At 64.8% G+C, this 20,758-nt stretch carries 26 protein-coding genes; 13 read left to right on the plus strand and 13 right to left on the minus strand.

Annotated elements, in window-relative coordinates:
• Positions 1-6 precede the first annotated feature (6 nt).
• Complete coding sequence (locus tag A3E77_RS05645) at positions 7-753, minus strand: HAD-IIB family hydrolase (protein ID WP_054728021.1); 747 nt, start codon at positions 751-753, stop codon at positions 7-9.
• Positions 754-1,048: 295 nt separating this feature from the next.
• Here A3E77_RS05645 and A3E77_RS05650 point away from each other — a divergent pair, with 295 nt between their 5' ends.
• The 5 genes from A3E77_RS05650 to A3E77_RS05670 all read left to right on the plus strand — a co-directional run bounded on the left by A3E77_RS05650 (position 1,049) and on the right by A3E77_RS05670 (position 4,953).
• Positions 1,049-1,810 carry a histidine phosphatase family protein gene (locus A3E77_RS05650; protein WP_293644015.1) on the plus strand — a complete coding sequence of 254 codons (762 nt, stop codon included), beginning with the start codon at positions 1,049-1,051 and terminating at the stop codon, positions 1,808-1,810.
• The gene (locus A3E77_RS05655) at positions 1,803-2,684 is read left to right on the plus strand and encodes an NAD(P)H-hydrate dehydratase (protein ID WP_293644016.1); all 882 of its coding nucleotides are present in this window, start codon (positions 1,803-1,805) and stop codon (positions 2,682-2,684) included. The genes A3E77_RS05650 and A3E77_RS05655 overlap by 8 nt, the downstream gene beginning before the upstream one ends.
• Complete coding sequence (locus A3E77_RS05660) at positions 2,677-3,372, plus strand: MgtC/SapB family protein (RefSeq protein WP_293644018.1); 696 nt, start codon at positions 2,677-2,679, stop codon at positions 3,370-3,372. The genes A3E77_RS05655 and A3E77_RS05660 overlap by 8 nt, the downstream gene beginning before the upstream one ends.
• Positions 3,369-4,361, plus strand: a complete 993-nt coding sequence (locus A3E77_RS05665; protein ID WP_162248610.1) for an NAD(P)/FAD-dependent oxidoreductase — start codon at positions 3,369-3,371, stop codon at positions 4,359-4,361. The genes A3E77_RS05660 and A3E77_RS05665 overlap by 4 nt, the downstream gene beginning before the upstream one ends.
• 337 nt (positions 4,362-4,698) lie before the next feature.
• Positions 4,699-4,953 carry a hypothetical protein gene (locus A3E77_RS05670; RefSeq protein WP_293644020.1) on the plus strand — a complete coding sequence of 85 codons (255 nt, stop codon included), beginning with the start codon at positions 4,699-4,701 and terminating at the stop codon, positions 4,951-4,953.
• Between the two features lie 67 nt (positions 4,954-5,020).
• Here A3E77_RS05670 and A3E77_RS05675 read toward each other — a convergent pair whose 3' ends face one another.
• Positions 5,021-5,413, minus strand: a complete 393-nt coding sequence (locus tag A3E77_RS05675) for a response regulator (protein WP_054728006.1) — start codon at positions 5,411-5,413, stop codon at positions 5,021-5,023.
• A gap of 171 nt (positions 5,414-5,584) precedes the next feature.
• Here A3E77_RS05675 and A3E77_RS05680 point away from each other — a divergent pair, with 171 nt between their 5' ends.
• The 5 genes from A3E77_RS05680 (at position 5,585) to A3E77_RS05700 (ending at position 10,153) form a co-directional block, all read left to right on the plus strand.
• Positions 5,585-7,153 carry a sensor histidine kinase gene (locus tag A3E77_RS05680; RefSeq protein ID WP_293644022.1) on the plus strand — a complete coding sequence of 523 codons (1,569 nt, stop codon included), beginning with the start codon at positions 5,585-5,587 and terminating at the stop codon, positions 7,151-7,153.
• A 167-nt stretch (positions 7,154-7,320) separates the two neighbouring features.
• Entirely contained in the window at positions 7,321-7,578 is a 258-nt protein-coding gene (locus A3E77_RS05685) for a DUF5818 domain-containing protein (RefSeq protein WP_293644024.1), read from the plus strand.
• Positions 7,579-7,709: 131 nt separating this feature from the next.
• Positions 7,710-8,513, plus strand: a complete 804-nt coding sequence (locus tag A3E77_RS05690) for a hypothetical protein (protein ID WP_293644026.1) — start codon at positions 7,710-7,712, stop codon at positions 8,511-8,513.
• Positions 8,514-8,814: 301 nt separating this feature from the next.
• Positions 8,815-9,138, plus strand: a complete 324-nt coding sequence (locus A3E77_RS05695) for a DUF736 domain-containing protein (protein WP_293644028.1) — start codon at positions 8,815-8,817, stop codon at positions 9,136-9,138.
• A gap of 85 nt (positions 9,139-9,223) precedes the next feature.
• Positions 9,224-10,153: a HEPN domain-containing protein gene (locus A3E77_RS05700; protein WP_293644030.1), complete on the plus strand. Its 930-nt coding sequence runs from the start codon at positions 9,224-9,226 to the stop codon at positions 10,151-10,153.
• A gap of 177 nt (positions 10,154-10,330) precedes the next feature.
• Here the strand turns inward: A3E77_RS05700 and A3E77_RS05705 are convergent, their stop codons facing one another.
• The 6 genes from A3E77_RS05705 to A3E77_RS05730 form a co-directional block, all read right to left on the minus strand.
• Entirely contained in the window at positions 10,331-10,582 is a 252-nt protein-coding gene (locus A3E77_RS05705) for a DUF3253 domain-containing protein (protein WP_366652613.1), read from the minus strand.
• Positions 10,560-10,853, minus strand: coding sequence for a UvrB/UvrC motif-containing protein (locus A3E77_RS05710; protein WP_293644034.1), 294 nt, complete (start codon positions 10,851-10,853; stop codon positions 10,560-10,562). The genes A3E77_RS05705 and A3E77_RS05710 overlap by 23 nt, the downstream gene beginning before the upstream one ends.
• A 376-nt stretch (positions 10,854-11,229) precedes the next feature.
• The gene (locus A3E77_RS05715) at positions 11,230-11,646 is read right to left on the minus strand and encodes a hypothetical protein (RefSeq protein WP_293644036.1); all 417 of its coding nucleotides are present in this window, start codon (positions 11,644-11,646) and stop codon (positions 11,230-11,232) included.
• A 33-nt stretch (positions 11,647-11,679) separates the two neighbouring features.
• Positions 11,680-13,119: a mercury(II) reductase gene (gene merA / locus A3E77_RS05720; protein ID WP_293644038.1), complete on the minus strand. Its 1,440-nt coding sequence runs from the start codon at positions 13,117-13,119 to the stop codon at positions 11,680-11,682.
• 10 nt (positions 13,120-13,129) lie between these two features.
• Positions 13,130-13,411 (minus strand): mercury resistance system periplasmic binding protein MerP, encoded by a 282-nt coding sequence (gene merP / locus A3E77_RS05725; protein ID WP_293644040.1) that lies wholly within the window; start codon positions 13,409-13,411, stop codon positions 13,130-13,132.
• A gap of 14 nt (positions 13,412-13,425) precedes the next feature.
• Positions 13,426-13,797 carry a mercuric transporter MerT family protein gene (locus A3E77_RS05730; protein ID WP_293644042.1) on the minus strand — a complete coding sequence of 124 codons (372 nt, stop codon included), beginning with the start codon at positions 13,795-13,797 and terminating at the stop codon, positions 13,426-13,428.
• 74 nt (positions 13,798-13,871) lie between these two features.
• On the opposite strand from A3E77_RS05730, the gene A3E77_RS05735 reads away from it, so the two are divergent.
• Positions 13,872-14,318, plus strand: coding sequence for a MerR family transcriptional regulator (locus A3E77_RS05735; protein ID WP_293644044.1), 447 nt, complete (start codon positions 13,872-13,874; stop codon positions 14,316-14,318).
• Between the two features lie 162 nt (positions 14,319-14,480).
• Here the strand turns inward: A3E77_RS05735 and A3E77_RS05740 are convergent, their stop codons facing one another.
• Entirely contained in the window at positions 14,481-15,392 is a 912-nt protein-coding gene (locus A3E77_RS05740) for a LysR family transcriptional regulator (RefSeq protein WP_054587377.1), read from the minus strand.
• Positions 15,393-15,490: 98 nt separating this feature from the next.
• Here A3E77_RS05740 and A3E77_RS05745 point away from each other — a divergent pair, with 98 nt between their 5' ends.
• Both A3E77_RS05745 and A3E77_RS05750 read left to right on the plus strand, forming a co-directional pair.
• Entirely contained in the window at positions 15,491-15,868 is a 378-nt protein-coding gene (locus tag A3E77_RS05745) for a nuclear transport factor 2 family protein (RefSeq protein WP_054587378.1), read from the plus strand.
• On the plus strand, positions 15,865-16,653 hold the full coding sequence (locus A3E77_RS05750) for an SDR family oxidoreductase (RefSeq protein WP_293644046.1): 789 nt from the start codon (positions 15,865-15,867) through the stop codon (positions 16,651-16,653). Before A3E77_RS05745 ends, A3E77_RS05750 begins: the two co-directional genes overlap by 4 nt.
• Positions 16,654-16,969: 316 nt before the next feature.
• On the opposite strand, the gene A3E77_RS05755 is transcribed toward A3E77_RS05750, so the two are convergent.
• From A3E77_RS05755 to A3E77_RS05770, 4 genes are all read right to left on the minus strand, one after another.
• Positions 16,970-17,416 carry a carboxymuconolactone decarboxylase family protein gene (locus tag A3E77_RS05755; RefSeq protein ID WP_293644048.1) on the minus strand — a complete coding sequence of 149 codons (447 nt, stop codon included), beginning with the start codon at positions 17,414-17,416 and terminating at the stop codon, positions 16,970-16,972.
• A gap of 347 nt (positions 17,417-17,763) precedes the next feature.
• On the minus strand, positions 17,764-18,372 hold the full coding sequence (locus A3E77_RS05760; RefSeq protein ID WP_293644050.1) for a flavodoxin family protein: 609 nt from the start codon (positions 18,370-18,372) through the stop codon (positions 17,764-17,766).
• Between the two features lie 212 nt (positions 18,373-18,584).
• Positions 18,585-19,376, minus strand: coding sequence for a BON domain-containing protein (locus A3E77_RS19455; protein ID WP_458574414.1), 792 nt, complete (start codon positions 19,374-19,376; stop codon positions 18,585-18,587).
• Positions 19,377-19,582: 206 nt separating this feature from the next.
• Complete coding sequence (locus tag A3E77_RS05770; RefSeq protein WP_293644076.1) at positions 19,583-20,506, minus strand: ATP-grasp fold amidoligase family protein; 924 nt, start codon at positions 20,504-20,506, stop codon at positions 19,583-19,585.
• Positions 20,507-20,758: the final 252 nt, after the last annotated feature.

Genomic DNA, 20,758 nt, shown 5'->3' on the forward strand with positions numbered 1-20,758 from the left:
GCACCTTCAACCGAGGCAGGCGACGATCGCCTCGATCACCGCGATCGTCTCCCTGGGGTCGCGCACGCGCACCGTGTCGAGTCCTAGCAACTTCGCCGGATAGTCGTTGCCGCCCGGAAAGATCGCGTCGCCGATGAAGATCATGTCGCCGAGCGCGATTCCGCTCTCGGCGCTCAGCTTCTTGAGTCCATAGCCCTTGTCGACGCCCTCGCGCGTGACGTCGATCGACGTCGCGCCGCCCATGTTGATCGACAGGCCCGGGAGCCGCTCGCCGAGATCCGCCTGGATGATCCGCCGCTTCGCGAAGTCGGGATCCCAGACTTCCTTGGCGGCGATCGGCGCCTGCTGGCCGAGCGCCGAGAAGGTGATCTGGCTGCCGCGGTCCTCGATGCGATCGCCCCAGACTTCCTCGGGAACGAACCCCGTCGCCTCGAGCGACGCGTCGAAGGCGGCGAGGATGCGCGCCTTTTCCTCGTCGCTGAACAGCTCGGCATAAAGCGGCGTCCAGCCGCCGCCGCGGTGGACGAAAAGCTTCGTGCCCGTCGTCGGCATTAGCCAGAGCCGGCCCCGATCGGCGTCTGCCGGAAGTCGGCTCGCGACCTGCTTGTCGAACTGCGGCCAGTCGCCGCCCGAAATCACCGCGACCTCGGCGACGCCCAGGAGCTTCGCGATCGCCGTGCCCATTTCGGGGGCGAGCGGCTGCTTGCTTTCCGCCAGGGTTCCATCGAGATCGAAGGCGACGAGTTTCTTCATGATTGTCTCCTCTGTTCGCTGTCGCCGACGCTGAGCCGACAACGCATCCCAATCGCCTGAGGCCTTCCGAAGTTCCTGCGGGCACCTCGCCCCAACCTACCTCGCGGGCAAAATGTCAAAGGCGGGGCGACGAGCACGGCGGGAGCGGGCGTGGCGGGGACGGATGGCGGGCCGTCGTTGTCGGCATGCCGCGGCCGCGGCAAGGTCGGGGCCGCTCGCTGGGCGACCCGCGAGCCTAACGCAACGAGTTCGGCTTTGGAGGCGTTAGCGTGTCGATGACGAGGAAAGCCATTCGATGACCCCGCGCTGGCCTTCGGTGCTCTGGGTGGTTCGCCACGGCCAAAGCGCCGGCAATGTCGCGCGCGATGCCGCCGACGCGGCGGGTGACCTGCGCATCGCGCTCGACCACCGCGATGTCGATGTGCCCCTCTCCGCGCTGGGCGAGCAACAGGCGCAGGCGCTCGGCGGCTGGTTCGCGGCGGGGGAGGAAGACGGCCGCCCCGAGATCATGCTCGCCTCGCCCTATGTACGGGCCGTGCAGACCGCCGAAATCTTTCGCAGCGCGGGAGGCTGCGCGGCCGACGAGAAAATCTGCATCGACGAGCGGCTGCGCGAGAAGGAGTTCGGCATCCTCGATGGCCTCACGCGCCGCGGCATCGAGGTGGCGCATCCCGATCAGGCCGAATTCCGGCTGGCGCTCGGCAAATTCTATCACCGCCCGCCGGGCGGCGAAAGCTGGTGCGACGTGATTCTGCGCCTCCGCTCGCTCCTCGACACCGTCTCGCTCCATTATGGCGGGCGGCGCGTGATGATCGTCGCGCACCAGGTGGTCGTCCTTTGCCTGCGCACCATCATCGAAAATCTGGGGGAGGCCGAGATATTGGCGATCGACAGCGAGGGCGACGTCGCCAATTGCGCGATCACCGAATATCGTTTCGACGCGGACGTGGGCCGCGACGGCAACCTCGTCCTGTCGCGCTACAATGTGACTGCGCCGATGGAGGGCGAAGTCCCGGTCACCCGCGAACCCGATGCGATGGTGGCCGCGCGTGGCTGAGGCAACCCCGCTCGACACCGCCTGGCTCAAGGCGCATCCGCTTCCCGATCATCATGACAATGTCGACAAGAACGGCCGCGGCCGGGTTCTCGTGATCGGCGGTTGCCGCCGGGTGCCCGGCGGCATGCTGCTCACCGCCGAGGCGGCGTTCCGCGCCGGGGCGGGCAAGGTGACGATCGCGACGATCGCCTCGGCGGCGATCCCGATCGGCATCGCCTTTCCCGCCTGCGCCGTTGTCGCGCTCCCCGAAACCGAAGCGGGCGAGATTGCGCCCGAGGCGGCCGAACTGCTGCTCGCCGAGGTGGCGCTGCACGACGCCATCGTCTTCGGGCCCGCGATGATCGACGCCGACATCGTCCGGACCTTGCTCGAAGCCCTGCTGCCGGCGCTGCCCGGGGACATCTTCCTCCTCCTCGACGCCGTCGCGCTGCGCGCAGCGGCCGCACATTCGGATGCGATCCGGGCGCGCGCCGCGCACACAATCCTCACCCCGCACGAAGGCGAACTTGCCGCGATGCTCGATGTAGCGAAAGAGGAGGTCGCGAGCGACCCGCTCGCGTCGCTCGGCAAGGCCGCCGACCGCTTCGGCGCGGCGGTGATGGTCAAGGGCGCGACGAGCCATCTCATCGCCGAGGGGAGCTGCCTGGCTTATGCGGGCGGCGGGCTCGGGCTAGCGGTCAGCGGCTCGGGCGACGTGCTGGCCGGCCTCATCGCCGGTCTCGGCGCGCAAGGCCTCTCGCCCCTGCAGGCGTCCGCCTGGGGCATCTGGCTGCACGGCGAAGCGGGGCGGCGGCTCGGCGAAACCATGGGGCCGCTCGGCTATCTTGCGCGCGAGCTGCTGCCGCTCGTCCCGGGGCTGATGCGCGGTGTCTGAGCTCGATCTCCTCGACCCCGATCTCCTGCTGCCGATCGCGGGCGCGGTCATCGCCGGCGCGATTATCGGCGGCGAGCGCGAATATCGCGCGAGCCCGGCGGGTCTGCGCACCCATATCCTCGTCGCGCTGTCCTGCTGTCTCCTCATGCTGTCGGCCGTTCACCAGATGGAATGGCTCACCGACACGCCGACCGAGGTCGTGCGCATCGATCCCGTGCGCATGGCGCATGGCGTGCTCACCGGGATCGGCTTCCTGTGCGGGGGCGTGATCTTTCGCGAGGGGCTCAATGTCCGCGGGCTCACCACCGCTGCATCGCTCTGGATGACCGCGACACTCGGCATCCTGTTCGGGGTCGGCTTCTACGAACTCGCCATCTTCGGCGGCGGCGCGACCTTCCTCGTGCTCGCTGCCGTCACCTGGACCGAGCGCCACGCGCCGCAGCGGCGCATCGCGCATATCACGCTCAACTATCGGGCGGGAACGAGCATCGCCTCGGCCGAGGTCATCGCCCTGCTCGGCGAACATGGCCTCAAGGCGATCACCGTCGAACAGCGCCGCGCCGGCGGCGCGCCCGGTTTTACCGCCATCGCCGCAGGCTATGGCGAGGAATGTGCCGATGCGCTGGCGGCGGCGCTCAGCGAGGACGATCGCATCGCCGCCTTCGACATCAGGCCGCAGCAGGGATGAAGGGTGGGGCCGGAACGGGCGCGGGCATGCCCGCTGGCCGCGACCCTTCGGGCGAGCCCGCTTATGATGCGCTCGTCATCGGCGCGGGACCCGCAGGGCTCACCGCCGCTCTCTATCTTGCGCGCTATCGCCGCCGCACCCTCGTGCTCCACGACGGACGCTCGCGCGCGCTTGGCGCGCCGATGGCCTGGAACGTGCCCGGATTTCCCGACGGAATATCGGGAGCCGATCTCGTCGCGCGGCTCACCGATCAGGCAGAGAGATACGGTGCCGAAATCGAATTGGCGCGCGTCGACTGTCTGTCCGCAGGCGCCGGCGGTGCCCCCTTCGCGGCGCGGCTCGAGGACGGCCGCCGCCTGTCGGCGCGCGGGCTCATTCTCGCGACCGGCGTCATCACCAACGAGGCGGTGCTCGCTAGCGGCGACCATGACGCCGCCGTCCGGAGCGGCGCGCTGCGCTACTGCCCGATCTGCGACGGATTTGAGCATCGCGGGCGCAAGATCGCCGTACTCGGGTCGGACCTTCACGGCGCCGCAGAGGCGATGTTCCTGAGGCAATATACCGACGATGTGACCCTCATCCCCAAGTGGCAGGTCGAGCTCACGCCCGCGCAGCGTGCCGAACTTCTGGCAAGCGACGTGCGGATCGAGGAGCGGCAGCTGCTTCGCCTCGCGCACCGGGACAGACGTATCGCGGTTCAGCTGGAGGGTGCGGAGGACGCGCTTTTCTTCGACACCCTCTATCCGGCGCTCGGGTCCGAACCGCGCAGCGAATTGCTGGCGGGGCTCGGTCTCCAAGGCGACGCCAATCGCTGCCTGCCCGCCGATGCCTTTGCCGAGCCCTTGATGCCCGGCGTCTACGGCGCCGGCGATGTTCTCGCCGGGCTCGACCAGATCAGCACCGCGACGGGCCATGGCGCGGCGGCTGCGACGCGGCTTCACAACTGGCTGCGCCGTGTCGAAGGGCATGTAATGGCGGACCAGCACTGAAGGGCACGGGGCAGGCTATCGCTTCGACGGATGCACGAAAGCTGCTCGGCCGGGCGCGTTCGGCCCACATGGTTGTTGGGCAAAACCTGCCTCGATGGATCTGGCGACGCGACGGGCGGATGGGGCGCTACCCGCCGCAGCGCGTGCAGGATTGATCTCGATCATCACGATTTTCGCGCCTTGGGCCCTGAAATCTGCTATGCAGAAGTGGCTGAGTCCCACCCTCATCGGCGTCTCTTGCGGCTGCCTGATTTTGCAGTCCGCCCTTTGCCTGAGGCGTTCCGATCGGTGCTGAGAGCAGGGTCGCGCTTGCTCCGGAACAGGAATGGAGCATGTCATGCGCCTTTTTCATCTTCTTTTTCATGGCGAGGATGCGCGCGAGCCGCGCCGCGTCGAATTTCGCGCGCCCGACGCCTATCAGGCGTTCCAGTTCGCGCTCAACGATCGCGGCAGTGCCGAGGTCGAACTATGGGACGGCGAGCAGCTTCTCGTTCGCATGAGCAAGACCGAAGCCAATCTCTGGAAGCTGCACGGCCTCCCCCCATCCCAAGGCACCGCGGGGCCCTCTGCTCAGTCAGGGGCGGCCGCCTGACCCGCGCTGCGGAGGTGACGGGCGCGCGATGGACGCGTGACAGGTGGATCACGCCCGCTTGCCCGCCTTAGGCGGGCCGGCCGTCTTGCCCGGCGCAGAGGCCGAGGCATGCATCGACGAGCGCGCTCATCAGCACGGGTTTCGAGAAGAAGAAGCTGCCCTCGACCTGTCGATCGGCAAGCGGCACATTGGCCGAGGCATAGACGACGCCGCCGCCCGGATGAGCGTCGCGATAGGCTTCCGCGAGGCTCCATCCGTCGAGAGCGCCGGCAAGCCGGATATCGGTCACAAGGATATGCGGTCGCTCCTCGCCGATCAGGAGCAGTGCGTCCTCGGCGGTTTCGACCTCGCGAACCGCGAACCCGGCTGCCTCGAGCGCCTCGACGATGTCGATGCGGACGAGCCATTCGTCTTCGGCGACGATGGCCGTGCAGAGAGGGGCGGGGGACGGGTTTGGCACGCTGATGACTTTCGCCCTGAAACATGGATCGAAGTTGAGAGGTCGCTCGGCGTCACGGCTGGGCGCATGGCAGTCTCGGCGGAACGCATCAACCACTCAAGGGTTTCTTTGCCATAGCGAATTCCCGTTTCGGGAACGCAGGGGCCATCGGAGGGGCAGGGACCATGACATATGCGTGAGACGCTGGTCGAGGACGAAGCGGCGCAAGGGGGCTTAGCCGTTCGCGAAAGTGCCGCGCACCTCGCGGCGCTCGTCGAGGGCTCGGACGATGCGATCATCAGTAAAACGCTCGATGGAACCATCACCAGCTGGAATCCCGCGGCCGAACGCATGTTCGGTTATCGTGCCGACGAGATCGTCGGCCGCTCGATCCTCACCCTCATCCCCGAGGAACGCCGCAGCGAAGAAACCGCGATCATCGAGCGTGTGCGCGCCGGCGAGCGCGTTCCGCCTTTCGAGACGGTCCGTCGGCGCAAGGACGGCAGCCTCGTCGACCTCTCGATCACCGTGTCGCCGGTGCGCCGCGCCGACGGCACGATCATCGGCGCTTCGAAGATCGCGCGCGACATCTCGGAACGAAAGGCGGTCGAGGCGCAGCTCGCCCGCCAGGCCGAGCGGCTGACCCACCTCAATCGCGCCGCCCTCCTCGTATCGCAGGATCTCGATCTCGAACGGATCGTCCAGGCGGTGACCGATATCGCGACGGAGCTCAGCGGTGCGCGCTTCGGCGCCTTCTTTTACAATGTGCTGGGCGACGAGGGCGAAAGTTACCTGCTCTTCTCGCTATCCGGCGCCCCGCGCGAGGCGTTCGAGCGCTTCGGCATGCCGCGCAATACCGCCGTCTTCGACCCGACGTTCCGCGAAGCGGGGACGATCCGGTCGGACGATATCCGCAAGGATCCGCGCTACGGCCTGAGCGCGCCGCACCACGGCATGCCGGAGGGGCATCTGCCCGTCGTGAGCTATCTCGCGGTTCCCGTCATCTCGCGCTCGGGCGCGGTGCTCGGCGGTCTTTTCTTTGGCCATGACGAGCCCGCCATGTTCAATGCCGAGGTCGAGGAGCTTGTCGAGGCCGTGGCTGCGCAGGCGGCGGTGGCGATGGACAACGCCCATCTTCACGAGGCGGCGCGCGTCGAGATCGCGGCGCGCGTGAAGGCCGAAGAGGAGCTCCAGCTCACTCTCGCCGAAATGCGCCACCGGGTGAAGAACACGCTCGCGATGGTCCAGGCGATCGCCGCACAGACGTTTCGCGAGACGCCGGCCGCCGAGCGCCAGTCGTTCGAGGCGCGCGTCCGCGCCCTCTCCGACGCGCACGACCTCCTCACCGAGCGCCACTGGGGCACCGTATCGGCCGGCGAAATGATCGAGCGCGCGCTCCACGCTTTCGACAAGATGAAGCCGGGCCGCATCAGCCTCGCGGGGCCGGACGCCGAGGTGCCGGCGTCGAGGGCGCTGCTCGCGGCGATGGGGCTGCACGAACTCGGGACCAATGCGGTCAAATATGGAGCGCTGTCGGGCGATGCCGGCACGGTCGCGGTCGAGTGGGACATGGTGAACGAGAGCGGCCGGGATCGGCTCCGCCTGCGCTGGAGCGAGCAGGGCGGTCCCCCCGTCGCGCCTCCCGCGCGTACGGGGTTCGGCACGCGGATGCTCGAACGGGCGCTCCGCGGGCAGGGCGGCAGCGCGGCGATCGAATTCAGGCCCGAGGGTGTCTGCTGCACTCTCGAGCTTCCCGCATGACCAGCATCTTGGGCGCGGCGGGATCGCGCGAGGCTCGCGCGGTTCGTGGTTCGAGGATCGAAGGTGCGGGCCGAAGGTCGATGGTCGAAGGGAGCGGTTCGCAGGGTGGGCGTCTCAAACCTTGCTCGTGGCTGGCGAGTATGGCGCGGCTCGGCTAAGGCGTAGCCATGGCTGGAATCGGATCACGCATCGACGAGTCGGGGATGCTGCTGCGCGTAGCAGGCGGTTTTGCGCTTCGCCGCGACCTCGGCGGCCGCTGGCGGCTCGACCTTCGCCGCACCCCCGTCGACCATGTCGAGAAGCGCGTGCGCATCACGGGCACGCTCGTCGGCGACGATCTTGTCGAGGTCGACGGCGTCGCCCCGGAAGGTGCCGCCCCGCCGGGTGGCGAACGCCCGGACAGCGGCTCGGCCATGGAGGCATAGGCACGCCGCGACTGGCGAAGCTGCCCGGCGGGAGGATTGAAAAGCCGGACGTCCGCAGGCGGTCCGAATGCAACTCATTTTTGATGGTCCCGAGCCGCGGAACAAAGTGGCGTAATGCCGGTTAGAGCTGCATGACCCACAGCATCGCAAGCCCCGCACCTGCCGCCGATCCGGCGCGTTTCATCGTCCTTCTCTGTGCGCTGGCGCAAATCGGAGCTGCCCTCTTGCCAGCGATGGGAATCGGCACTCCGGTCGGCGAGCGTTCGGACGTCGTGCAGACGCTGATAACGCCCGCGGGCTGGGCCTTCTCGATCTGGGGCGCGCTTTATCTGGGATCGATGATTTTCGCGCTCCTCCAGTTCACCGCCTCCGGGCGCGATAGCGCGTTGTTCGCCGCGCTGCGCTGGCCGGCGGCCGGCGCCTTTCTCGGCAATGCGCTCTGGGCCACTTGGGTGCAGCTAGGCGACATCGACGCGGTATCGACTCTCATCATTTTCGGCTCGCTTGTCTCGATCCTTATCGCCTATCGCCGTATCGCCACTTGGACCGCGTCCATTTCGGTGGCCGAGCGCTGGGGCGCCATCCTGCCGCTGTCAGCGCTCGCTTCCTGGTTGACCGCAGCCTCGATCGTCAATGTCGCCGCCACTTTGCGCTACTATGGCGTCGACGCTGCGCCCGATGTCGCGCCGCTCATCTCCGCCGCGATTATCGTCGTGGGCGGTCTGATCGCGGCCGCGGCCCTTGCGCGGGGCAAGGGCAATCCGCCTTTCGCGCTCGTCTTCCTCTGGGCGCTGGCAGCGATCTTTGCAGCCGGCGGGCAGGAGGCGGCTGCCATCGCGGTGGCGGCAGCGATCGCGGCGATCCTCGTGCTGATCGGAATTTTGCTGGGCTGGCGCGACGGCGGCGCGCACCATTGGTCCGCTTCGAGATCGTAAATCTGTCTCGGGGACGCTCGAGCGTCTTCGCCGCAGTCGGTTTGCTTTCGAACTTTTCCGAGGTTCAGCGCGCGATCGGCACCTTCTTACGGCGAGGCGCACCGGGCATCGCCGCGTCCCTGCGGCCAGCCGCGATCCCGACCCGCGCTTGAGGCGTCTGCCGGGGCGCGGCCCCGGCGCAACGGGCTTCGCCCGTCCTCCACTGCCGTTGCGGCCCTCTGGGTGCGCCGGCGCCTGGCGGCGCCCCGGCTGCCTTTCTGCGCCGCGGGACGGGCTCGCGGGCAAGGGCAGGAGACACATCATGGGAGCCATCGGCTTCGTCAGCGGCATGATCGAGAAGGGCTTTGTCGGCGAACTTCGCACCCTCTCGATCCGGGTGCCGATCGAAATTCGCATCAACCGCGGCAAGGGGAGCGAGGTGCAGCCCGACTACCGCGTCTACTCCGACGACGTCGAGATCGGCGCGGGATGGGTGCGCCTCGCGGCGGTGTCCGAGCGCCGCTACGTGTCGCTCGCCCTCGAAGCCCCCGAGTTCGGGCAGCGGCGCCTTTATGCGAACCTTGCTCGCGCGGCGGGGCAGGACAATCCCGACGCTTATGCGCTGCTTTGGAACCCCGCCGACTGACGGCGTTAGAAAAACGCGCGGCATGTCCTCGCACTGGCTGCAATAGCTGGTGCGCAGGAGGCGCCGCCTTGATAGGGTGACGACGATGAAAAGCGGTATCGACCATCTTCCCCCGCACAAGCAGCGTGAACTCGAGCGCGTCGTCGAGATCGTCTTCGAAGAATTCGAGGATGCGCTGGCGCTCGCGACACAGGGCTGGAAGAAGAAGGGACGCATCTCGAAAATCATTCTCTATGGCAGCTATGCGCGGGGAGGGTGGGTCGACGAGCCGCATACGGCGAAGGGCTATCAGTCGGACTATGACCTGCTGATCATCGTCAACGACAAGCGGCTGACCGATCGGGCCGATTATTGGTCGAAGCTCGACGACCGGCTCATTCGCGAACTGTCGGTGACGAAGACGCTGCGGACGCCGGTGAATTTCATCGTGCACAGTCTCGACGAGGTGAACTCCGGGCTGTCGCAGGGCCGCTATTTCTTCATGGACGTCGCGCGCGACGGGATTGCGCTGTACGAGGCCGAGGACAGTGAGCTTGCCGAGCCGCAGCCGAAGACGCCGCATGCGGCGCTTGAGATGGCGCGGGAGTATTTTGACGAGTGGTTTCCGAGCGGCGGCGAGTTCTTCGACAACTACCAATTCAATCTGGATAAGGAACGTTTCAACAACGCCGCTTTCCAACTTCACCAAGCAGCGGAGCGCTACTACAATTGCGCTCTTCTCGTCTGCTCGTTCTACTCACCTCACGTGCATAACCTCGCTTTCCTGCGAACCCAAGCGGAGCGGATTGATATGCGGATAATCGATGCCTGGCCTCGCGAGACGAGGTCGGAGCGGTCTCACTTTGAGAAGCTGAAAGAGGCGTACATCAAGGCGCGCTACTCTAAGCATTACAGCATCACCGCCCAGGAACTGGCTTGGCTGGGTGAGCGGGTTACCAATCTGGCTAGCATCGTCGAACTGGTGTGCCGCGAACGCATTGCGCTATTGGAATCGACGGCGCGCGACGCTGGCTGAGGCTCCAAAAGCAAAGGGCCCTGCCGTGGCAGAGCCCTCTCTTCTTTCGGCGTGGAGGGGTCTCCAACCGAAAGATGCCCCTTTTGCTCCCGGGGTCGCACGGAAGCATTAGAACGACGACAATAAGGCTCTGCGCGTTCGTGGCAATAAACACAGGTTAAGTAGGCGAACTTGGTTTTAGATCGCCGTGCTGATTCGATACGGTCCTTTGCGAAGGGGGAGGGTCTCACCCTTCCAGCTAAGCTGCACCAGATTCTTAGCGAGCATGCCGTCGATTGCGGCATGGACCATTGGCATGGTGCTGCGCCAGTTCGGCCCTTCGGTTATCGCGCGAGCGACCTCACTCGGACATACCGAACCCCCGGGGAACCGGGCGGCCAGAAGCGCAAGAACAGCCTCTTGTGCTTTATCGTCCACGCTCGCCTCCACCGCGCGACGAGCGTCCTTTGGTCATAGGGTTGGGTTTCGGTGGCGGTTTCCATCCCGGAGGCGGCGTCATGCGTTGCTGGCTCGTGCCGAGCCCCATCGCGCCGGGCTGCTGCCGTTCGATGCCCGACAGGTCCGCTTGCTCGGCCTCTTCGGGGGCAGCGCCGCCGCGCAAAAGATTGATCTGGTCTCGGCAGCGGCGCGCCTCTTCGAAGTCGAGCGTATCGACAGCGGCTTGCATTCTCTTTCGAAGTGCTTCGATCGCCTTGGTCATTCTCGCTATACGCCTGACCCGAGTATTGGCCGCATCCTAATCGGAGCAACGGCATCTCGCCTGCATTAGTTGCACACGAAACAAAGTGTTGCCCAGTGGCATCAGCGGGAGAGAATCGGCGAGCCGGTGCGGCAATTTCGATGGTGTCTTCCTCGCGTTGAAGTATGTGCCGCCCCGCGACCCGATGAAGGGGCTCCTTCATCACAAAACTTGGCGGCCTTTGTGGCCGCCTTTTTTGTAGGCTGATTGCAATTCCGGCGACCGGCGGCTCTGCGCCTCATCCCGGCCATTCACAGCCAGTGATGCGTGGCCCAAAACCAGTCGTTTGCAAATGGGCCCCTATAGCAGTGGCCGGGCGTCCGATCTCGCGCGAAACCTAGCAGTTGCGAGAAGTACCAGTATCCCTGGAACGCGAGAACATGACCCAAGCCCGTTCGCTGCCCCACCACAGGCCAGCAAAGCCGCCAAGCGTGACTCCGCCCAGAATGCGCCAGCCATGTGGTCCCAGCGGCAGCATCCCGATTGCGTAGCCAACGACCAGTGCCGCCATCGCAATCAGGAACGGTCCCGTGAAACGGCAATGAGTCCGGCCGCATCGTCGGGCGTTCATGACGCAAGCCGCACCCATGCCGACGAGCATGACGGTCCAGATGACCGCGCGGGGCGTGGGTCCCAGCCACATGGCGGCCAGCATGGCCACGCCCGGAATGCCCCAGAGCCCGACAAGCGTGCGCCAGCTACCCGACCAATCCATGGCGTCGCTGTCGGGATCGGAAGCGCTCGGGCTACTCATCTCACCTCTCCACAGCAACACCACTGAGCGACCTTAACCCGCACAGCAAGACAGCCTTTTCACATCCCGGTCGAATGTCTGCGCTGCCAGCTTCAGGCCTTCGACCGTGGTCAGATAGGGGAAGATCGTCTCTGCCAGATCGTCGATCGTCAGTCCGCAGCGGATCGCCATGGCGGCAGTCTGGATGCTGTCCGCACCTTCCGGCGCCAGGATGTGTGCGCCCAGCAGCTTGCGGGTCCGGCCATCGGCAACCAGCTTGATCAGACCGCGCGTGTCGCGGGCCGCCAATGCGCGCGGGACATTTTCGAGCGGGAGGGTCGACGTTCGCGTTGCATATCCTGCCGCGATAGCCTGCGCTTCGGTGAAGCCGACGCTGGCTACCTGCGGATCGCTGAATACGACGGCCGGCATGGCCGAATTGTCATACCTCAGACTGTCGCCGTTCAAGGCGTTCTTGGCGGCGATCTTTGCACCATAGGCCGCCATGTAGACGAACTGGTCTCGGCCGGTCACGTCCCCGGCGGCATAGACGCCGCGCACAGTGGTTCGCATATGGTCATCGACAAGGATGGCACCGCTGAGCGTCTGTTTCACCCCCGCTTCAATGAGACCGAGGTCCTCCACATTCGGCGCGCGCCCGGTCGCCACGAGAAGGCGCTCCGCGACGATGGTTTCCGCGACCCCGTCGCGCAGGACGGTGAGCGCAGAGCCCCCTTCCGCCGTCTTGTGGACCGCCTGATAGGCGAGATTGTCCAGGACGGCGATGCCTTCGCTCGAAAGATAGTCGGTCAGCGCGGCGCCGATCTCCGGCTCCATCTCAGGGAGAAGGCGACTGCGGCAAACGAGCGTCACGTCGACACCGGCGCGCGAGAACATCTGAGCGAGTTCCACACCGATATAGCCGCCTCCGAGGACGATCATCGATTTCGGCAATTCGGTCAGGTCGAGCGCGGTCGTGCTGTCGAGCGTATCGACATCCGGAAGGCCGGGGATAGCCGGCACCGCCGGACGGGTGCCTGTCGCAATCACGATCCGGTCAGCGATGAACCGCCTTCCACCGACCTCGACGCCATTATCGACGAGCCGCGCCGTGCCTTCATGGTAGGCGACATTATTGTAGAGAGGCAGGAGGTCCGCATATTTCGCCTGGCGAAGGCTCGAGACGAGTGCGTCCTTTTCGGCGATCATCTGGCCCCAATCGGCCGTTCGTGCCTGGGCCTCGACACCCTTGAACCGCATCGGCGCGACATTGGCGTGGTGGATGCTCTCGACCGCGCGGATCAGCGCCTTGGAAGGAACGCAGCCGACATTGACGCAGGTTCCACCGATGGTGCCCGCACCGACAACGGCGACCTGGGCTCCTTGCTCCGCTGCGGTGATCGCGGCCGAGAAACCAGCCGATCCGCCGCCCACGACGATAAGATCGTACGTCTTGTCCTGAGAGCGGTCGACCGGATTGCAGCAATCACTCATGATCCGGCTTTCACTTGCGGACTTGCGAAGGGTAGCCGGCGTTGGTGGTCGCCGCGATCAACGCCCTGGTGCTGGCCTTGGCGTCGTCATAGGTGACGGTCGCGGTATGCGCTTCGGCTGACACTTCGACGGCGGTCACGCCGGGTACGCGCGACAGGCTCTTTTTGACAATGGGGCCGCAGGTCGCGCAAGTCATGTTCTCGACGGCCAGGGTGACGGTCCGGATTGCGGCAAAGGCCGGGCCGGATGCGAACAGCACAGCCGCGGCCGCGAGCAGGGTAAGTTTCTTCATCATGGTCTCCTTGTTCAAACGTCGAGGACTAGGGGGGCGAGATAGGGGAAGAGGACGGCGAGTCCGATCAGCGCTGTCGCAATCCACAAGGCCGTCTTCGCCAGGCGATTGGAGGAAGGCGTGCCGCATTCGCCCTCGGCGCATACCGCCTGTGGTCGACGATAGATCCGCCAGAACCCGGCCGCCAGAAAGGCGATGGCCACCGCCAGGAAGATGGGCTGATAGGGGGCGAGCGCGGTCAGGTTGCCGATCCATGCGCCACTGACGCCCAGAGTGAAGAGCACCAGCGGGACGATGCAACACGAGGCTGCGCCAATCGCGCCGAGACTTCCTGCGGCAATCGCAACCCACGTACCTCGTTTGGAAGCCGTTTCAGGTTGAGTCATTTTCTGTTCTCCGAATCACGTTGTTGACCCTAGATAGGATCTGTAGTGGCTACAGGTTCAAGAGGTAATTCATCATGGATCGGAAAAATTTGCAGGACACAGCGCCCCGGCTTCCAATCGGGATGCTGTCGCGGCGCACCGGGTGCAACATCGAGACCATCCGCTACTATGAGAAAATAGGCCTGCTACCCACGCCTGCGCGCAGCGACGGCGGTCACCGGCTCTATGGTCATGGCCATCTCATGCGCCTCGGCTTTGTGCGGCGCGCGCGGGAACTGGGCTTCACGCTGGACGAGATCCGCGCGCTGCTGCGGTTGGCCGAGGACCGCGATCGCCCGTGTGCCGAAGCGCGCGAAGTCGCCGCGGCCCATCTGACGGACATTCGTACCAAGATCGCGGATCTTCAGGCCATGGAGTCGGTCCTTGCCGAAACCGTCGTGCGATGCGCGGACGGCAAGACCCCGGAATGCCCGCTTCTGGAGACACTATTCGGCTCGATCGATCCGTCTGCGAGCGGTTGAGCGCTGTGCGTGTATGCGCCGGTCTCCCGATGGCCAGTCGCCGTCAGGCAGCACAGACCGATGTCGGTTTTTGCAAGAACGGCGCCTCAGCGGATCTCAATGTCTGCTTCTTTCATTTTCAGTCCAGAAGCGGACAGTCTGGAAACGGCCACCAGTCGATGTTTACGATTTTGCCTGGGTTGACGCCAGCTCGCGAGCGACAGACAGGAAGGCGGCCAACCCGGCGGAAGGATGCCTTCGGCCGGGATAGTAAAGACAAAGGCCCGGAAAAGGCGGTGTCCAGTCTTCGAGCAGGCGGACGAGCGTTCCTGATTCGGTATAGGCGATCACATCCTGTTCGAAATAGAAGCCGATACCGAAGCCCGCCAGCACAGCGGCGCGCGACAGGTTGAATTCGTCGAACGTCATCGGGCCGTTCACCTCGATCTGCGCCGTGTCGCCGCCCTTCTCGAAATGCCAGCGGTAGAGCGCGCCATCGGGCAAGCGGACACGAATGCAGTCGTGTGAAACGAGATCGGTCGGCACGAGCGGTGGTGATCGCGTGGCCAGATAGGCTGGCGAGGCGACCACCGCGAAGCGCTGCGCCTCGCCGAGTGACAGGGCGATCATATCGGTCGGAACGAGCGAGGCCACACGAATGCCAAGGTCGAAACCCTCGGCGACGATGTCGCGCAGTTGTCCCTCGGTCACGACATCGACATGCATGTCGGGATAGCGGCGCGAATATTCCAGGAGAAGAGTGGTGAAGGCAGGCGAACGCGCTGCGAATGGCGGCGCGTTGATCCGCAGCGTTCCTGTCGGCGTTGCACGGCGCTCGCGGACGATCTCGATGGTTTCGCGAACGTCCTGAAGCGAGGGACCTAGGCGATCGACGAAGATCCTACCGGCGTCGGTCAATGCGACGCTCCGTGTTGTGCGGTTGAACAGGCGCACGCCAAGCTCGGCTTCGATCCGCGCAATCATGTGACTGAGCGCCGTCGTCGACATGCCCAGATCGATGGCGGCCTGCCGGAAGGATCCGCGGCGTGCAACGCCCAGAACGGCGTCGAAGTCCCGAAGCGCCAGTCGCGACATTATCCCGAATCCTTCACTAGCTCATGCCAGATTGGCCTACTTATCTGGATAGTGCGCTGGTCTTACAACGGGGGCAAGTCAAATGAAGGAGACTTGTCATGCAGACCAGGAGCGAATCCGACACCAAGCAGCGCGGCACCCAAGCGGTTGTTGCATCCCTGCCCAAACCCATTGCCGACTTTGTCGAGGCCAATGCACGGCTCGACGTTGACGGCATGCTGAAGCCGTTCGCAGCCGATGCGCTCATTGTGGACAACGGCCACCGTCACGCGGGCCTCCCCGAAATCAGGACCCTGTTCGAAGACGAGGTCGTCGCCGTAAAAGCGATCTTCACGCCGGACAGCGTGCGCCAAGAGAACGGCAAGATCGTTGTCGAGGGCCCCGCACATGGCGACTTCAAGGGCAGCCCGATCCGCTTCACCTATGACTTCACGCTCGAGAACGACGCCATCCAGACGCTGGAGATCACGCTATGAGCGTCACCGTTGATCCGACCGAGTTCGCCGGCAAGCGTGTCGTCGTCAGCGGCGGCACCAAGGGGTTGGGCCGCGCCACCGTCGAGCGTTTCCTGGCAGGTGGCGCCAGAGTGATAACCGCGGCCCGCGGAAACCCTGACCCCATTGCTGGCGTCGAGTTCGTCCGGGCCGACCTGACGACAGCGGCGGGCGGGGAGAGCCTCGCTGCAGCGGCGCTCGCGCATATGGGGGGCGTGGACATCTTGGCCCATGTGATAGGTGGCTCGTCCTCGCCGGGGGGCGGCTTTGTCGCCCTGACCGACGATCACTGGCTCGCCGAACTGAACCTCAACCTTCTGGCCACGGTCCGGCTCGATCGCCTTCTGGTCCCGCAGATGATCGAGCGTGGCGCCGGCGCGGTGGTGCATGTCACCTCCATCCAGTCGGTGCTGCCGCTTCCTGAATCGACGACTGCCTATGCCGCCGCGAAGGCCGCGCTCAGGACCTACAGCAAGTCCGTGTCCAAGGAGCTCGGGCCGAAGGGCGTGCGGGTCAACGTCGTGTCCCCCGGCTGGATCATGACCGAAGCGTCCGAGGAACTGCTGAAGCGGCTGCAGGCTGCCAATGGCGGTACGATCGAGGACGCGCGGCAGGTCGTTCTCGACGGCCTCGGCGGGATCCCGATCGGGCGTCCGGCCGATCCTCATGAGGTCGCCGACCTCATCGCCTACCTCGCTTCGGATCACGCTGCCGCGATCCACGGCGCCGAGTTCGTTATTGACGGCGGCACGGTTCCGACCCTCTGAGGTCATCGCCCCGACGTTCGCAGCTTTCAGCGGACGTCGGGAAGCGACGAGTTTGGCAGTTCCTGTCCCGCACGTGACAATGCGAGCTGCATATCTATGTCTGTTTCATCCAGGATCGCACCGAAAACGGACAGTCCGCAAACGGCCAACTGACGACGATCTGCGCAAAAGAACGCCCGTCCGATCGAAATCGGACGGGCGTAAGATGAAGAGCGTGTTTCCTGAATGGAAGAGCTCTCTTGGGTCGCCCGGCGCGGTTAGCTGCGCCGGTTGATTTGATATTGTACCGCGACGACAAAAGAGCAGCGCTCCCACCTCAGGGCTTGGCAGCAACCGGAAGACGGAATGGTGCGCCCAGCCTGTTGAAGGCGTTCATCGCCGCGATCGCGATCGTCAGATCGACGAGATCTTTGGGTTCGAAGGCCTCGGCCGCTGCTGCATAGGCCTCGTCGGAAGCATGCGTTTCGCTGACGCGTGTGACTTCTTCCGCCCAAGCCAGAGCCGCGCGATACTGGTCGGGAAACAGATGCGGGACTTCCTCCCACACCGGAAGCAGCGCGACCTTGTCGACCGGCATAGTCTTGAGAAGGTCCCGGGTATGCAGATCGATGCAGTGAGCGCATCCGTTGATCTGGGACACCCGGAGGAAGACAAGGTGAATCAGCTCTGCCTGGAGGGCCGTGTTATGGGTGACATAATGGTGCACACCGTACAGCGCCTTCGCTCCCGCCGGAGCGACTTCGGACCAATTCAATCGATTCATCTGATCTTCCTTTCTTCTTGAGCCGATATCGGCGTCAACTTGCCTGACGAGCATCCGCCCGCCACTGTGACATCCCGCCCCAAAAAATGTCGGCGCGACCGGATGAGGTTGAAAGGAATCAGAGGTAAGACCCGAGATTGGTCTATCGCAGGGTACCAATCTGGTCCGCACTGCGGAACGAGAGGCCAAGCGCTTAGTGCCCGCCTACTTCAAGCCAGAGATAAAAGCCGCCCGTCCGCGATCGGACACAAGCGGTACGCGCTAAAGAGTACTTGCTGATTGTCTCGCAGCCTGTGCGGGCCAAGGCAGCAGGATAAGAGGTCGGACGGCTCGCGCGATCGACCTGCTCAGCCAGGATAAGGTGATTCCCTCAATAGTCGGGCAAGATGCGTGGCATTAGCGGCCACCATTTTGGCGGTCTCGGTTACTTTGCTGGGGCGATGCTGAAGATCCTTGAAATCGACTGACCCCATCGCCTCACCGACCCAGTAGCAGGCGGCCACGGCGGGAATCGTCCATCCCACATCGTTCAGCGCCTGAAAGATTTGCGACGAAGCATTGTGCGCGCCGTCTTCGTTGCCGACGATCGCGGCAACGGCCACTTTCGAAAAGCTTGGCATCCGCCCCTTGTCGTCGGTCTCCGACAGAAAGGCATCCATTCGTTCCATCACAAGCTTGGCGACGCTTGATGCTTGACCCATCCAGATCGGTGTGCCGAAGATGAGAATATCGGAGCCGAGGATCGTCTCGCGAATTTTCGGCCATTCGTCGCCAGCACCCTCGTTCGAGGTGACACCCCATTTGATGCTGTGCGCGGCGATACGGATGGGCTTGCCGACACGGACGCCTTCCGCCTCGAAATGTTCGGTAAGCACCGCGAGCATGGCATCGGTCGAGCTCTTGCGGCCACGGGCCGAAAGCGAGCAATTGATCGCGGTGGCGGTAATCGGGGCCATATCGTCTCCTTTACCCCGCCGGGGTGAAGCGCGCGCCGGTCGCGGTTGGTTCCGATGTTAATGGCGGCGTACTCGGAATGACGATGAGCGTCAGCTCTCGACCCGCCTTGGGCGAGTTCCGACAGGGAATTCATGTTGAAAATATCCGTGCCGCCGAGCACGGGCAGCGAGAAGGGGCCGCCAAAGCGGCCCCTTCCTGTCGGCTTGCCGGGTCAGTCGAGCTTGGGACTGACGACGCCCGAGATGTAGCGCAGATTGTTCTGCACATGTTTGACGCCCGTGACGTCGTCGGCGACATCTTCGGCGCGGCGCTTCGACCGGCGATCCTCGACCGTGCCGGAGAGCGTGACTTCGCCATCTGCGACGCTGACCTCGATCTCGGAGGCGTCGATCCAGACATCCTCGGTAAGACGGTCGTTCACGTCCTCGCGGATGCGCTCGTCGGAGCGGATATAGCTTTTGGGACCGCGGCCGCGATGATCGAGTTCCCGGCGACGGCGCGCGTCGCGATCGCCGAACCAGGAAAGCACTTCGTCGCCGGCGCGGTCGAGGAAGCCGCGTTCGCCCGGGTCATAATCGGGGCTGCGCGTCCGCGGATATTGGCCGTAAGGCGAATAGCCCTCGACCGGGAGATAGCCGAACTCGCTCGGCCAGTAGTTACCGCCGCGCGAACGATCCTCGCCTCGGGCTTCGCCGGCAGCATCGTAATAGGCGTCGCGGCGGGGCGTGCGGTCGTAACGGGGCCAATCGGAGCGCTCAGCGCTGCGGACCGGCCGGCGATAGTCGCCCGCGCGCTCATCCTCCCAATTATCGCGGCGATATTCCTGCTCGCGATAGGCGCGGCGCGGGCGGCGCTGCTCGCGCTCGTCTTCCTCGATCGCCACATAAGCGCGCGACGCATCCTCTGCGCGGCCGCGGTTGTAGCGACCCGGCGATGCGCCGGTGTCGGGGCTGCTGTTGTCGCTATAATCCCAGAGCGGGGTGCGGTCGTCGAACCTGTCCATGATCCATCTCCATTTGTTGAGGGTGGCGGGCAGGTTGCCGGGAAGGGAGGCAACCCCCCGTCCCGCCGAACCGACGCATGGAGTGGGGGCAAGTTCCCGATCTGGGCGCAATATGTCGCGCTGCGACGTCAATGCATCGACGAATGTGACCCGATCTCTCCAATGGGCGGCTGGCGTCGCCGGCGCTGCCGAATTCTCATGGAGAATCAAATCTGGAAAGGATCATACCCAGTGGGCCGCGCGCGCGCCGGGGCCGTCGAACTTGCCGCTGGGGAACCGGATCTCTCCAACGCATCTTTCCAAAGCCTTCCCAGCTCGACGTCGATCCAGTCGGCTGCAAAAGGATCGAGGCCAGAGCCGGGATAAAGGCAAAACTCGCCGAAAAGCGGTTGGCAGTCGATTTCGTAAAAATCGACCCGAACGAAGGCTAGGTTCCCGGCAAGCATCTCTGCAGCTTGCAGCATCGCCCCGAGGGAGGAGGGTCTGGAAGGTCGATCGGCGGCAGGCACGAGCTGCCGCCAGTTGCGGTCATGCAATATCCAGCGGTGACGGACACCGCGCCCCAAATGTACCTGGACGTGCGTCGCGACACCGCCAAAGACATAGATCTTGTAGTCGATGGGGAGAGGACGTGCGCCGCCGAGCAACGGCTCGGCGAAAACGCCACGCGGCACTTTGCGATATGCCCATTCGTCGAGCCAGCGGCCGTACTCCCGGCGCTGCCACCGGCGCGCGGCTCGCTGGACCTGCTTCCAGCGTTCGCAATCCGGAAACGTCTCCAGGATTTGATACTGGTTACACCCATGACGCGCCTTGACGATTGATGGGAGGGCGAACGGAATGAAGCGCGGCAGAATCTGGCCCTGCCAGAGCGTCGGTACGATCCAGTTTGCACCGAGTTGCTCCGAGGCCAAGCGTTTTGCGGCAAGTTTATCCAGCAGCGTCGTTTGCAACGGTGACCGATCATTCAATTTGCGGAGCTGGACGAGCTCGGTGAAGCGCGTCGGATTGAGCAAGTCGGGCAGGCGTCGATGACGCAAGGCGTAGAGAAGGGCAATCCGGTGCGCGGCTATCGAGGAGCCGACATTGCCCACTTTCGCCGGGTTTTCCGAGGCGCGCGAGAGTTTCATGCCATGTCGGTCTCAGGGCTGAACGACGTGTGGCCGCTATCGCGGAAGCTCGGCCGATCCAGGTTTATATCGCGGCAAAGCTGCATGCGGATACGAACGACCTGGCGCAGAAAACGCTCCCGGCAATAACATCGACCGACCTCCGATCACCTAGGCAGCGCTCAGGCGCTCGGGTGCGACCAACCGGTGAGGAACGCGTGATCGCGCACCGCTGCGGATCGCGTGCAGCATCGCACGTCTCAACCTCGAATC

The sequence above is a fragment of the Sphingopyxis sp. RIFCSPHIGHO2_12_FULL_65_19 genome (genome assembly GCF_001830555.1).
Lineage (GTDB): Bacteria > Pseudomonadota > Alphaproteobacteria > Sphingomonadales > Sphingomonadaceae > Sphingopyxis.

Excerpts from the sequence above, each read along its gene's own strand:
- A3E77_RS05740 (WP_054587377.1), bottom strand. The coding sequence starts at position 15,392 with ATGTCGCGACTGGCGCTTCGGGACTTCGACGCCGTTCTGGGCGTTGCA.
- A3E77_RS05730 (WP_293644042.1), bottom strand. The coding sequence starts at position 13,797 with ATGACTCAACCTGAAACGGCTTCCAAACGAGGTACGTGGGTTGCGATT.
- A3E77_RS05755 (WP_293644048.1), bottom strand. The coding sequence starts at position 17,416 with ATGAATCGATTGAATTGGTCCGAAGTCGCTCCGGCGGGAGCGAAGGCG.
- A3E77_RS05750 (WP_293644046.1), top strand. The coding sequence starts at position 15,865 with ATGAGCGTCACCGTTGATCCGACCGAGTTCGCCGGCAAGCGTGTCGTC.
- A3E77_RS05665 (WP_162248610.1), top strand. The coding sequence starts at position 3,369 with ATGAAGGGTGGGGCCGGAACGGGCGCGGGCATGCCCGCTGGCCGCGAC.
- merP (WP_293644040.1), bottom strand. The coding sequence starts at position 13,411 with ATGAAGAAACTTACCCTGCTCGCGGCCGCGGCTGTGCTGTTCGCATCC.
- A3E77_RS05695 (WP_293644028.1), top strand. The coding sequence starts at position 8,815 with ATGGGAGCCATCGGCTTCGTCAGCGGCATGATCGAGAAGGGCTTTGTC.
- A3E77_RS05715 (WP_293644036.1), bottom strand. The coding sequence starts at position 11,646 with ATGAGTAGCCCGAGCGCTTCCGATCCCGACAGCGACGCCATGGATTGG.
- merA (WP_293644038.1), bottom strand. The coding sequence starts at position 13,119 with ATGAGTGATTGCTGCAATCCGGTCGACCGCTCTCAGGACAAGACGTAC.
- A3E77_RS05710 (WP_293644034.1), bottom strand. The coding sequence starts at position 10,853 with ATGACCAAGGCGATCGAAGCACTTCGAAAGAGAATGCAAGCCGCTGTC.
- A3E77_RS05745 (WP_054587378.1), top strand. The coding sequence starts at position 15,491 with ATGCAGACCAGGAGCGAATCCGACACCAAGCAGCGCGGCACCCAAGCG.
- A3E77_RS05650 (WP_293644015.1), top strand. The coding sequence starts at position 1,049 with ATGACCCCGCGCTGGCCTTCGGTGCTCTGGGTGGTTCGCCACGGCCAA.
- A3E77_RS05670 (WP_293644020.1), top strand. The coding sequence starts at position 4,699 with ATGCGCCTTTTTCATCTTCTTTTTCATGGCGAGGATGCGCGCGAGCCG.
- A3E77_RS05680 (WP_293644022.1), top strand. The coding sequence starts at position 5,585 with ATGCGTGAGACGCTGGTCGAGGACGAAGCGGCGCAAGGGGGCTTAGCC.
- A3E77_RS05685 (WP_293644024.1), top strand. The coding sequence starts at position 7,321 with ATGGCTGGAATCGGATCACGCATCGACGAGTCGGGGATGCTGCTGCGC.
- A3E77_RS05645 (WP_054728021.1), bottom strand. The coding sequence starts at position 753 with ATGAAGAAACTCGTCGCCTTCGATCTCGATGGAACCCTGGCGGAAAGC.
- A3E77_RS05770 (WP_293644076.1), bottom strand. The coding sequence starts at position 20,506 with ATGAAACTCTCGCGCGCCTCGGAAAACCCGGCGAAAGTGGGCAATGTC.
- A3E77_RS05690 (WP_293644026.1), top strand. The coding sequence starts at position 7,710 with ATGACCCACAGCATCGCAAGCCCCGCACCTGCCGCCGATCCGGCGCGT.
- A3E77_RS05760 (WP_293644050.1), bottom strand. The coding sequence starts at position 18,372 with ATGGCCCCGATTACCGCCACCGCGATCAATTGCTCGCTTTCGGCCCGT.
- A3E77_RS19455 (WP_458574414.1), bottom strand. The coding sequence starts at position 19,376 with ATGGACAGGTTCGACGACCGCACCCCGCTCTGGGATTATAGCGACAAC.
- A3E77_RS05700 (WP_293644030.1), top strand. The coding sequence starts at position 9,224 with ATGAAAAGCGGTATCGACCATCTTCCCCCGCACAAGCAGCGTGAACTC.
- A3E77_RS05735 (WP_293644044.1), top strand. The coding sequence starts at position 13,872 with ATGGATCGGAAAAATTTGCAGGACACAGCGCCCCGGCTTCCAATCGGG.